The organism is Rhodanobacter sp. B04 (genome assembly GCF_002001125.1).
Lineage (GTDB): Bacteria > Pseudomonadota > Gammaproteobacteria > Xanthomonadales > Rhodanobacteraceae > Rhodanobacter.
Genome location: NZ_MUNV01000007.1, coordinates 185,228 through 197,218 on the forward strand (window position 1 = coordinate 185,228; position 11,991 = coordinate 197,218).

An 11,991-nucleotide genomic window follows, 5' to 3' on the forward strand; every position below is an offset into this window, starting at 1 on the left:
CCGGTTCGATCCATAATGGTTGTGGCCGATGGGATATCTGCCAGACGAGTGACCTGGCCTTGAGCAGGTTTGCCCAACATGGCGACATGGATGCCCGCAACATGAATTTTGTGCTCGCAGTTCTGCAGGAGTGTCTCAGAGCGGGGGGAGGCAAATGGAGAGGCTGATCACACTACTGCCATCAGGCCGCCATAGGCGGTCATGGTTCGGTTTTGTGCTTGGCCTGCTGTGGCTGGGTTTCGCCCACGCCGCCACGCCTCTGAATGGGGCCTGGCGCGAAGCGCGCACCGGCGACACACCGCAGGCTGTGCTGCGCGAATATCGCGGCGGCATGCTGCAGAGCTTCAATCCCTCCCTGCTCGAGCGCTTTCCACACGGCGCGCAAGGCAGCTGGGTGGTCATCGCACCGCAGCCACCGTGGGACAACAGCGCGCGCGTACTGACGATCTACCCGCCCACGCTGGGTGCGGTCACGGTATACAACCAGCAGCAGGCACCGGCACAGCTGCTGGCGCTCGACGACTTCCGCGCATCCATGCATGGGCATGGCCGGCTGGCCTGGCTGGTGCCCGCCGACCAGGCGGCATCGGAACCGATCCTGCTGAAGTTCGAGCCGACGGAAACGTTGAGTGCACCCGTACGCTTCCACCTGCTGCCATGGAGCGAATACCTGCAGCAGGATGCGCAATGGCTGGTGTTCGCCAGCGCCTGCTTCGCCGTGATGCTGGCCATGGTGCTGATGGCCGCATGTTTTGCAATGATGCTGCGCGACATCACCTATGCCTGGTACGCCGGCTATATCGTCTGCTATGCGCTGATCCAGGGCATCCAGACCGGCTTCGTATTCCACCCGCTGGAGTGGACCTGGCTGTCCGGCATGATCGTGACGGCCGGTTCGACTGCGGTCGCTCTCTCGGTATCGTTCGCCGCCTTGTTCATGATGCGGTTCTGCGAACTGCAGCGATATGCCCCGTTGCTGCGGGTGCCGATCGTCGCGCTCTCGGTCGGCATGTTCCAGCTGGTGCTGATGCGCTGCAGCCAGATTCCGCTGCTGGTCGAGGTGGCGCAGGTCCTGTTGAATCCCCTGCTGATGATCGGTGCCGCACTATTGCTGACGGCTGCCGTTGCCGCCGCCGCACGCGGTTCGCGCCAGGCATGGTTCTTCCTCGCGGGCTGGACGCCGCTGCTGCTGCTCACCGCGATGACCAGCGCGCAGGTCAACGGCGCCCTGCCCGAGCTCGACTGGCTCAATGACGCCAGCCTTGCCGGAGGCGCGTTCGAGGCGGTGATCCTGTCGCTGGGCCTTGCCGACCGCGCCCTGCGACTGCGCCACGACCGCGACATCGTGCGGGTGCTGGCCGACCACGACGCGCTCACCAACGTGCTCAACCGCCGCGCCTGGAACGAGCGCGCCAGCGTGCTGCTGTCCAGCGGAGCGCCGCGGCCGATCGCGGTGCTGTTCCTGGATCTCGATCACTTCAAGCTGCTGAACGACTACCAGGGCCACCATACCGGCGACCGTGCCCTGATCGCGGTGGCCAAGTCGCTGGCCGCCGAATTGCGTCCGAACGACCTGCTCGGACGCTATGGCGGCGAGGAATTTGTGGCCCTGCTCGACGGCGCATCCGCCCAGCAGGCGATGCAGGTGGCGACCCGGCTGTGCCGGCGCGTGCACCGGCTGGAGATTCCGGTGAGCAGTGACGCGCAACTGCTCAGCATCAGCATCGGCATCGCCATGCGGCAGGACGGCGACGACGTGGCATCGCTGGTCGAACACGCCGACCACGCCATGTACGACGCCAAGCTCAACGGCCGCAACCGGGTCTGCCTGTACGCCGAAACCGTGCCGATGAAGATGCCGCCCGGCCGCCTCCTGCGCGTGGTCGAAACGCGCGAGCGCGATCGTTAGCCGGCCAGCTTCTTCGCTGCCGCCACCACGTCGGCCTCGCCCGGCAATACCAGGAAGGCGGCGCCGGCCAGTGGCGTGAAGGTATCGGCGCCCACCACGCGCGCCAGCGGCGTGCTGCCGAAGCCGCCCTCGACGATCGCGGTGATCACGCCCTCGCCAACGCCTGCGCTCTTGCGGCCTTCGTCCAGCACGATGATGCGCCGGGCGTTCTTCGCCTGCGCCGCGATGAACGCGTCATTGAGCGGCGCCAGCCAGCGCAGGTCGACCACGCGTACCTTCCAGCCCTGCCCGGACTCGATCGTGCGCGCGGCACGCAGTGCCATCGGCACGCCGTTGCCGAAGGTGAAGATCACCAGATCATTGGCATCGTCGTTGTAGACGCGCCCTTCGCCCAGCGTCATCGCTTCGCCGGGCGCCGGATAGGCGAACTGCCATTGGCCATCGCCGGCCTCGTACAGATCCTTGGTCATGTACAGCGCGATCGGTTCGAGGAAGGCGCACACGCGACCGTCCACCCTGGCCAGCGCCATCAGCGTGCGCAGCATGGTCGCCGCGTCGTCGCCGCGGCTGGCGCAACCCACGACGAGACCCGGGATGTCGCGCAGCGCGGTGATCGAGTTGTCGTTGTGGAAATGACCGCCGAAACCCCGCTGGTAACCCAGCGAGGCGATTCGCATCACCATCGGGTTGCGGTACTGGTCGTTGGAGAAGAACTGCAGCGACGATGCCTCGCCGCGGATCTGGTCGCCGGCGTTGTGGAAATACGCCAGATACTGGATCTCCGGGATCGGCAGCATGCCCATGTTGGCGTAGCCCTGGGCCAGGCCGAGGATGATCGTCTCGTCCAGCAAGGTGTTGAACACGCGCGTGTTCCTGAACGCCTTGTGCAGCCCCTTGGTGACCGTGTAGACGCCGCCCTTCTGCGCCACGTCTTCGCCGAACAGCAGCGATTCGGGATACTTCGCCATCACGTCGTGCAGCGCCTGGCCGATCTGGATCGCCAGGTGGCGTGGCGGCTGGCTCTCCGGCAATTTCGCTTCGCCACCGAATGCGGCAAGCCGGCGCTCGGCATAATCGGCGCGCTCGGCCTCGGCCTTCACCTTGGCCGGCGTGTACGGCGCCAGCGGTGCCATCACATCGTCGAGGCGCTCAAGCTTGGGCCTGCGATCGGCCTCCTCGGCACCGGCGAAGCAGCGCTTGCGGGTGGCCTCGTACAGCTCAAGCAATTCTTCCTTCGAGTACAAACCCAATTCCAGCGCGATCTCCGCCGAGCGCAGCAGCGGATCGCTCGCCTCCACCGCGAACAGTTCCTCGATGCTGCGCCATTCGATCTCGAAATCGGTGCCGGCATGCCCCATCACGCGGGTGGTTCGCAGATGCAGGAAGGTTGGCCGGCGTGTCGTGCGGCAATGCTCCACCGCGCGCTGCACCTGAGCATAGCCTTCGGCCAGATCCAGGCCATCGGCGTAGAAGTAATCGAGGTTGGAACGCTGCTGGAAATTGCTGGCCACCCAGCCGGTCGGCGTCTTTACCGAGATGCCGATGCCGTTGTCCTCGCATACGAACAGCACCGGCGCCGGCAGCTTCTGGTACGCGGTCCACGCGGCGGCGTTGAACGCCGTCTGCGCAGTGGCATGGTTGCTGGAGGCATCGCCGAACGAGCAGATCGCGATCGAATCGTCCGGGATCGGCAAGGCATGGCCGATGCGTCGCGCCTGCTCGATCGCCACCGCCGTGCCCAGCGCCTTGGGCAGGTGCGAAGCGATGGTCGAGGTCTGCGGCAATACCCACAACGGCTTGGAGCCCCATACCTTGTGACGGCCGCCGGAGGCCGGGTCGTCCTTGCTGGCGGCAAACGACAGCGTCGAATCCATCACCGGATCCATGCCCGGCAACTTGCGGAAACGCTCGGCCATGAAGCCGCCGCTGCGGTAGTGCAGAAAGGCGGGGTCGGTGTGTCGGGTCAGCCGCGCCACCATCGCGTTGCCCTCGTGACCGGACGAGCCGATGGTGTAGAACACTTTGTTCTGCACACGCAGCACGCGCGCCATCAGGTCGAGGTGGCGCGAGATGAGCTGCGATTCCAGCAACTCCCGGAAGCCGCGCGCGTCGAGCGCGCTGCCCGGCAATACCGGCTGTCCGTCCCGTGGGGACTCCCGTCGGTCGCCGTCTGGCGCGGAGCGCACGTCGCCCTGCCACAGCTGCACGAACTCGGTGAAGTTCTGGTCGACGATCTCGGCACGGTTGAAGCCCTTGTGGCGGGCCGAGAGAGCAAACGGAATCGCGGTCATCGAAACACTTCCTGATCAGGTGAAGGCGCGAGCGGAGCCGCGCCCAATCTAGATGAAACAGCGGGCACTCAACGCTGCATGGGCGTGTGACCCGGCTGCCGGCGCACGCGCTCAAGCCAGGCAGAAATCGCCGGATAGGCGGCCAGATCGAAACCGCCGTCGCCGGCGCAATGGGTATAGGCGTATAGCGCGATATCGGCGATGCCGTAGTGGCCGCCGACGAACCAGTCGTGCTGCTGCAGGTGCTGCTCCATCACCGCCAGCGCCTGCGCGCCTCGCTGCAGCAACCCCGGCACATCGGCCTGGCGTGGATGTTCGGCCGGTAGCCAGCCGCGGATGAAGCGGGCCACGGCAATGTACGGCTCGTGGCTGTACTGCTCGAAGAACAGCCACTGCAACGCCTGCGCGCGCAGCCAGCGGTCGTCCGGCAGAAACGGCGTGCCTTCGGCGAGATAACAGAGGATCGCGTCGGACTCGGCCAGCAGGCGACCGTCCTCCAGTTGCAGCAGCGGCACCTTGCCGTTCGGATTCTTGGCGAGGTACTCAGGCGTGCGCGTGGCGCCGTGCGCGCTGTCGACCTCGACCCAGCGATATTCGCGATCGAGCTGATCGAGCAGCAGCTGCAGCTTGTAGCAGTTGCCGGAAGCACGCATGCCGTAGATGGTGATCACACCCACTCCTCGCTCAATGACTTCAACAACGCGATGCGCTGCAGATCCTTCGGGCGGCCGAAGCTTTCCAGCAGGCGAACTTGCTCCGCCACGACCGGGATGGGCACGTGCAGGCCGGCAACCTCCACCGTCATGGTCCTGCCAACCCGCACCGGCTCCCACCCATCGGCGCCGGCCAGCCGCGCGGCAGCGCTGCCGATCAGCACCCACGAATCACGGCAGTGGCGATACAGCTCAGGCACGACGGCAGCGAGTGTCTTGTGCAGGATCGCCGCGTGGTCGACATCGAACGCTGCGTTCATGGCCGCGCTCGCCGCTGCCACTGCTCGCGGGTCTGGCCCCAGATCTCGATGGGCGACGCCTCGTACGGTGCGGGCAGCTTGCCAGGCCCGCGGCAGGTCGAGCCCAACCGCTTCGCCAGCGCCTGCGAGGCATGGTTGTCCGGATGGATCGAGTGGATCACTTCGCTCCAGCCCAGATGCGCAAACGCCCAGTCGATCGCCGCTGCGCTGCCTTCATGGGCATAGCCCTTGCCCCATGCATCGCGCACCAGACCCCAGCCGACTTCCGTTCCGGGCCAGCCCTCCGGATACCAGGGGCCCAGCCGGCCGAGCCAGCGTCCACTGGCTTTCTCGATCACGGAAAACATCGAGAAACCCTGGATCATCCACGCCCCTGCCGAAGCCAAAAAGCTACGCCATGCCACTGAGCGCACCTGCTGGCCACCGGTGAAACGGGTGGCTTCTGCGTCGGCCATCTTGGCGGCATACGCATCGAAGTCCTCCACCCGGGGCGGGCGGAGGATCAGGCGCTCGGTTTCAATGCGCAGCGAAGCAAGGTCCATGGATGCCCCGACGTGGGTACAGGGGTATCAGAACGCGTTGATGCCAGTCAGTTCACGCCCGACCACCAGCTGGTGCACCGTCTCGGTGCCCTCGTAGGTGATCACCGATTCCAGGTTCAAGGCGTGGCGGATCGCGCCGTGCTCGGTGGTGATGCCGGCGCCGCCGAGGATGTCGCGACACTCGCGCGCGATGTCGATCGCCATGCGGCAGTTGTTCCACTTCGCCAGCGACACCTGGGTCGGCTGCATCTTGCCGGCATCCTTCAGGCGACCGAGCTGCAACGACAGCAGCTGCGCCATGGTGATGCGGCGTGCCATGTCGGCCATCTTCAGCTGCACCGCCTGGTTGGCGGCCAGCGGACGATCGAACAGGATGCGCTCCTTGGTGTAGTCGAGCACTTCCTTCAAACATGCCTGTGCCGCGCCGATCGGGCCCCAGGTGATGCCGTAGCGGGCCTGCGTGAGGCAGCCCAGCGGCCCCTTCAGGCCCTTCACGTTCGGCAGCCGCGCACTGTCCGGCACGCGCACGTTGTCGAAGAACAGCGCCGAGGTGACCGAGGCGCGCAGGCTCATCTTCTTGTGGATTTCCTGCGCCTTGAAGCCGGCGCTGTCGGTCGGCACGATGAAGCCCTGGATGCCATCCTCGGTTTGCGCCCACACGATCGCGATGTGCGCGAGGTTGCCGTTGGTGATCCACATCTTGGCGCCGTTGATGACCCAGTCGCCGCCGTCCTTCTTCGCGTGGGTCTTCATGTTCGCCGGATCGGAACCGCCGTGCGGTTCGGTCAGGCCGAAACAGCCGATGACTTCGCCTGCGGCCATCTGCGGCAGATAGCGCTTCTTCTGCTCTTCGTTGCCGTAGGCGTAGATCGGGTACATGCACAGTGAGCTTTGCACCGAGGCGAAGCTGCGCAGGCCGGAATCGCCACGCTCCAGCTCCTGGCAGATCAGGCCATAGCTGACACCGTTCATGCCGGCGCCGCCGTACTCCTCGGGAATCGTCGCACCGAGCAGGCCAAGCGCGGCAATCTCCGATATCAGCTCCTTCGGGAAGCGGCCCTGGTCGAAGCAGTCGCCGATGATCGGCAGCACGCGCTCGTCGACGAAGCGGCCAACGGTATCCTGCACCATGCGCTCCTCATCGGTGAGCAGCGAGCGGACATCGTACAGGTCGAGCGGATTCAGACTGACAGCCATGGAAGCTCCGGAAGCGGATGCGTAAAACCGCTATTGTAGCGCGGGACTCAGGCACGCACAGGCGCCCAGCCGCAGCCCCCGACGCGCCGATATCCAGCAAGCCGAGCCACCCCTCTCCCGAATACCGGAAATCCATGTTCAAAGGTGTACTGCTCGGTTTCATGGCATTTGCGGCGTACGCCCTCAGCGACGCCTTCGTGAAATCACTCAGAGGCTCGCTGCCCGCTTATGAGGCCGTGTTTTTCGGTGCCGCCCTGGGGCTTTCCGCGCTGCCCTTCATCAAGGCTGAAGGCGACCGCTGGCGCGAAGTACTGCTCGCCCAGCGCCCAGGCCTTTACCTGGTACGCGCCATGGCCGGCGCTGTGGGCAGCATCGCCGCGGTCATCGCCTTCACCGCGCTGCCGATGGCCGAGGCGTTCGCACTGATCTTCCTGCTGCCGATCTTCGTGACCATCCTGTCGGTCGTGTTGTTGAAGGAACACGTCGGCTGGCGCCGCTGGTCGGCCGTGGTAGCCGGCTTCATCGGCGTGCTGGTGGTGCTGCGCCCGGGTTTCCGCGCGCTCGGCATCGGCCATCTGGCCGCCGCCATCTGTGCGCTCGCCGGCGCAGTCTCGATGATCGCGCTGCGCGTGGCCGGCCCGCATGAAAAACGCATCACCCTGTACAGCGCCGGCGTGATCGGTCCGATGCTGCTCACCGGTGCACTGATGCTGGCGGATTTCCGCTGGCCCAGCCTGCCGCAGGCCGGCCTGCTGCTCGGCTACGGCCTGCTCGCCGCACTCGCCAGCGTGCTGCTGATGCTGGCCACGCAGAAAGCTCCGGCCAACCATGTTGCGCCGACCCAGTACAGCCAGATGCTGTGGGCGGTATTCCTGGGCTACGTACTGTTCCACGACCGCCTGGACTGGCCGATGGCCGTCGGCATCGCGATCATCCTCGGCGCCGGCCTGTTCACCTTGGTGCGCGAGGAGAAGGTCACCCGCTGGTGGCAAAAGATCAGGATGGTCTGACCCCGACGCCTGCCGTCAATCAGGCCGTGACCGCAGGTTCGTACGAAGGCCACGCAGCCGCGACGGCAATCCCTGACACAGCATGAGGGATCAGCCCGCTTAAAGCCGTGACAACGGCAAGGTATTGAATGGCGCGCGGAACAAGCTGCTGCCCTTGTATCGGGGCCATGCAGCCCTAGCCGACGTTTCGATGGCTACGGAACACGGTACCGCCGGAAACACCGCTTGAAGGTCTTGCGCCCGGTCACTTCGTCCTGATCCGGACACGATGCACAGATGCAGCTGCGCGATCCTGGTAGGGGATTGAGCCATGATGGGAGCCCATTCGATCGAACCCATGCTCGAGCAGCTCTACAGCTCGGTACTCGACCCTGTCGGCCTGCATACATTTGTAGGCAAGCTGGACGACAGCATGGACTTCGCAAACGGCCGGCCTCAGTTCGAACGGCGCAGACATTCGCCGCCCGTCCGGCACGATCCATCCAGCTGCTCGGCGGCGATGGCCTTGAGCAAGGAGCGCCGGCATGCTGCCTCCAACGGGACCGGGGTCGCCCGGCTGCTGCAGCCACACCTGCACACTGCCTATGCAATCCAGCGTCGCCTGAACCGGCTTGAGGCCCAGTTGTGCACCCTTCACGGCCTGCTGGACCGGCTGGCCGTGGGCATTGCAATGCTGGATGCGCAGGGCCGCTGCCTGTTCGCCAATCCGTCCGCGCAACTCCTGCTCACCGGGCATGACGGCATGCAGCTCGCGCACGGCCGATTGCGCGCATGCGTGGCCACCGACCAGCTGCGCCTGCGCGCGCTGATTGATCTTGCAGTCGGCAGTACGGCCGCCTGCGATGCGCAGATGCTTGTACGTGGCATTGACGGCCGGCCGGCCTTGGTCCTGACCATCAGCGCCCTGCATGACCATGACGCGACATCCGCAGAGGATGACGACCGTGCTCGTGCCGTCGTCTTCGTACAGCCGGTGATCCCGCATCCGGGAGAGGCGGATGCCGTCCTCAGGGACCTGTTCGGCTTCACCATCGCCGAAGCCCGACTCGCGCTTGCATTGTTTGATACCGGCGATCTTGCCGAGGCTTGCGAACGCCTTGGCAAATCGCTGGCAACCGGCCGCGTCCAGCTGCGCATGCTGATGGAGAAAACCGGTTGTCACCGCCAAAGCGCCCTGTTCCGGGTACTTTCGGTCGCACTGTCACGCCCCGGGGCGGGCCCATCGCAGGGGCATGCGCCTACGCCATTCGGGTGATGCTTCACGACGCCGGGCATTGCTAGTTTGGCCATGCAGGGCACGGCCAGGGAAATTGCTCCAGGGCAGATGCCGCTGCCATACCCATATCCATCGTGAAGCCAGGAGGCCAGCACCATGTCAAATCGAGTGAGTCACCAGGAGATCGTCAGGAAACTGCTTGAAACCAAATCGATCGATTTCAATGCCATCGGCAAGACCGTCGCCGAAATCGGGCCGTCCGTCGCACTGGCCGACGAACCATGGGACATGTTTTGCGGAACCATGCGCACCTTCCTGCGCCTGTACATCCTCAACCCCGGCATTCCCGGCGGCGGCGTGGAAAACCTCGGGGGCCTGCGCAACGTCGCGCAGGAGCTGGAACGCTGAGTCGTTAACAGCCAGGTGCGTGGCAGAGAATCCAGAAAAGCCCAGGAAGGACCAGGATGAACACCTCACGAGCCCGCTGGGACGCCAGGGATCTGGTGCGTCGCCTCTGCCACGCGCTGATTGTTGCCAGACAAGTCGTGGATCAGCTTGCACCGGATGGCTACGCGGATTCCGAGCAGCCATCCAACAGCCTGCGCCCCGAAAAAGCCATCTCCGAAACCGCCCTGCTCCTGCTGGCGGCAGAATCGGCGGCGGGCCAATACCCGGAAGTCCACACCCATGTTGAAAGGGTGGCGCAGCGACTGATTCCGCATGCGCGCAGCGAGCGCATAAAGCTGGCTCTATGCATGGAGCCGGCGCTAGCACTGGACTATGCGCACGCGCACATCTGTCTCGCACGGCTGGGCTATCCGGACACGGACTTCGACATCTTGCTGCAGCAGAGTGTGCAGGCACAGGCCGCCACCGGACGCGAGCGGCCACCGCACCGAATGCTCGAACAGTCCTGGAGCGCCGATCTGTGGTCCGGCCCTGGAACCACCTGTCGCAGATCCGCTGGCGCGCTAGCGAGGTGGTCGCAACTGAACCTGCCGATGGACCTGCTCAATGGCCATCGCGAGGACATTTACGCGTTCACGCACGCGCTGATTTATTGCAGCCGATTCAATCTCCAGCCGCTGCGCCTGCCACGCCCGCGGCACCTGATACTGGCGGAGGCCGAAGGCGCGCTTGCCCGCTGTCTCGATGACCAGGACTACGATCTTGCCGGCGAGCTGCTGCTTGCATGGCCGCTGACCGGAAAATCCTGGAGCCCCGCCGCGACATTCGGCTTCCGTGTTCTCGCGCAGGTCGAGGATGCCGCAGGTTTCCTGCCGGCCCCGATTACCCGGCTTGACCGGCTCCATCGCCTGCAGGGTCGCGAACGCCAGAACTATCTGCTGGCAACCTCGTACCACACCGTTTATGTGATGGGACTGCTGTGTGCCGCCGCACTGCTGCCGGGGCGCGCGCCACCGATCCATATTTCAGCCACCGGCGCCGTGCGTGGCGCCTCGTCCCGGATCATGGCTCGGTTGGATGCCCATGGCGCCGCCGTGCATTGGCGCGACGAGTTCGACAAGATGGAGCACCCCCGGCAGGACGCCATCGCAGGCCTGCTGCTGGACATCGCCATGCACAGGGCCGTCAGGCAACGCGACTTTGCCGGCCTGCACACCCTGCTGCAGATCGGCTACGCGTCCCATCTGGCCGACTCGCCGGTTGCCAGCCAGGTCGCGGAAATGCTGGGGCGTGTCGCGACCTGCCATCGCGTTCGTCCTGTGCAATCGGCGGCAACGGAGTCCGCGGCGCAGGCCTGTTGAAGAAGTGGAACATCCGCCCGGCAAGCCCTTGCAGGGCCTTCGACATCCGCGCTACCGGTTGCTCACTCCATGCGGCACATGCCCCGTCGCCACATGCTTGCGTGCCGACTCCACGTTCGCCGGCGAATCGTCGAAAAAGATGTCGGCGCCGAACGCGTCGAGGAACGGCCCCTTGTCGCGACCGCCGAGGAACAGCGCCTCGTCGATGCGCACGCCCCACTTGCGCAGAGTGAGGATCACACGCTTGTGCGCGGGCGCCGAGCGTGCCGTAACCAGCGCCGTACGGATCGGTGAATTCTCGGCCGGGAATGCAGCCTGCAGCCGATGCAGGGCGGTGAGGAAACCGCGGAACGGGCCGACCGACAACGGCTCGGCGGCATGCTCGGTTTCGCTGCGATGGAAGGCTTCGAGGCCTTCCTCGCGCGACACGCGCTCGCCTTCGTCGCCGAAGATCACCGCATCGCCGTCGAAGGCGATACGCAATTGTTCGCTGGCGCGCGGCGGCGCGGTGCTGGGCAGGATGGTCGCCGCCGCCACGCCAGCTGCCAACGCACGGCCGACGTCCTCGGCATTGGCGGAGAGGAACAGGTCGGCCTTGAACGGCGCGATGTAATCGGAGGTCGGTGCCCCGCTGGTGAACGCGGCACGGCTGATCTCCAGCCCGTAGTGCTGGATCGCGTTGAAGATGCGCAGGCCGGTGTCGCCGGAATTGCGCGACAGCAGGATCACCTCGACCGGCGGCACATCGCCGGCCAGCTTGTTCAGGCCGAGCAGTTTCTGCACCAGCGGAAACGCCACGCCGGGTTTCAGTATTTCGTTCTCGTGATCGATCTGGAATGCACGGTAGGCATCGAGCCCATGGCGCTCGAACAACATGTGGCTGTCGCCGAGGTCGAACAACGCACGCGAGGAGATCGCGACGACCAGGCGATTGTCGGTGGGCGAGGCAGGATCGTGGACGATGGGGGAGGTCATGGCGTGAATCTAGCGCAAGGAGTGAGTGAATGCAGAGTGAGGTGTGAGAGAGACCCAGGTGCGCAGCCTGCCCTCCCTCACTCCTCACTCCTCACTCCTCACTCCTCAC

Annotated in this window: 11 protein-coding genes; 5 read left to right on the forward strand and 6 right to left on the reverse strand. The window is 65.3% G+C overall.

Annotation, left to right across the window (positions count from 1 at the left end; genetic code table 11):
• The first annotated feature begins 154 nt into the window (after positions 1-154).
• Positions 155-1,909, forward strand: coding sequence for a diguanylate cyclase (locus B0E46_RS05570; protein WP_077554784.1), 1,755 nt, complete (start codon positions 155-157; stop codon positions 1,907-1,909).
• Here B0E46_RS05570 and B0E46_RS05575 read toward each other — a convergent pair.
• From B0E46_RS05575 to B0E46_RS05595, 5 genes are all read right to left on the reverse strand, one after another.
• Positions 1,906-4,200: a thiamine pyrophosphate-dependent enzyme gene (locus B0E46_RS05575; RefSeq protein WP_077554785.1), complete on the reverse strand. Its 2,295-nt coding sequence runs from the start codon at positions 4,198-4,200 to the stop codon at positions 1,906-1,908. The genes B0E46_RS05570 and B0E46_RS05575 overlap by 4 nt on opposite strands.
• 68 nt (positions 4,201-4,268) lie before the next feature.
• Positions 4,269-4,853 carry a glutathione S-transferase family protein gene (locus B0E46_RS05580; protein WP_254425066.1) on the reverse strand — a complete coding sequence of 195 codons (585 nt, stop codon included), beginning with the start codon at positions 4,851-4,853 and terminating at the stop codon, positions 4,269-4,271.
• Positions 4,854-4,867: 14 nt separating this feature from the next.
• Entirely contained in the window at positions 4,868-5,173 is a 306-nt protein-coding gene (locus B0E46_RS05585) for a hypothetical protein (protein ID WP_077554990.1), read from the reverse strand.
• On the reverse strand, positions 5,170-5,715 hold the full coding sequence (locus B0E46_RS05590; RefSeq protein ID WP_077554786.1) for a GNAT family N-acetyltransferase: 546 nt from the start codon (positions 5,713-5,715) through the stop codon (positions 5,170-5,172). The genes B0E46_RS05585 and B0E46_RS05590 overlap by 4 nt, the downstream gene beginning before the upstream one ends.
• A gap of 27 nt (positions 5,716-5,742) precedes the next feature.
• Entirely contained in the window at positions 5,743-6,912 is a 1,170-nt protein-coding gene (locus B0E46_RS05595; RefSeq protein ID WP_077554787.1) for an acyl-CoA dehydrogenase family protein, read from the reverse strand.
• 134 nt (positions 6,913-7,046) lie between these two features.
• On the opposite strand from B0E46_RS05595, the gene B0E46_RS05600 reads away from it, so the two are divergent.
• The 4 genes from B0E46_RS05600 to B0E46_RS05615 all read left to right on the forward strand — a co-directional run bounded on the left by B0E46_RS05600 (position 7,047) and on the right by B0E46_RS05615 (position 10,907).
• The gene (locus B0E46_RS05600; protein WP_077554788.1) at positions 7,047-7,922 is read left to right on the forward strand and encodes a DMT family transporter; all 876 of its coding nucleotides are present in this window, start codon (positions 7,047-7,049) and stop codon (positions 7,920-7,922) included.
• A gap of 310 nt (positions 7,923-8,232) precedes the next feature.
• On the forward strand, positions 8,233-9,177 hold the full coding sequence (locus tag B0E46_RS05605; RefSeq protein WP_077554789.1) for a hypothetical protein: 945 nt from the start codon (positions 8,233-8,235) through the stop codon (positions 9,175-9,177).
• Positions 9,178-9,294: 117 nt separating this feature from the next.
• Positions 9,295-9,546: a hypothetical protein gene (locus tag B0E46_RS05610; RefSeq protein ID WP_139350437.1), complete on the forward strand. Its 252-nt coding sequence runs from the start codon at positions 9,295-9,297 to the stop codon at positions 9,544-9,546.
• Positions 9,547-9,602: 56 nt separating this feature from the next.
• Positions 9,603-10,907 (forward strand): hypothetical protein, encoded by a 1,305-nt coding sequence (locus B0E46_RS05615; RefSeq protein ID WP_139350438.1) that lies wholly within the window; start codon positions 9,603-9,605, stop codon positions 10,905-10,907.
• Between the two features lie 51 nt (positions 10,908-10,958).
• Here the strand turns inward: B0E46_RS05615 and B0E46_RS05620 are convergent, their stop codons facing one another.
• Positions 10,959-11,882 (reverse strand): 5'-nucleotidase, encoded by a 924-nt coding sequence (locus B0E46_RS05620; RefSeq protein WP_077554792.1) that lies wholly within the window; start codon positions 11,880-11,882, stop codon positions 10,959-10,961.
• Between the last annotated feature and the right edge of the window lie 109 nt (positions 11,883-11,991).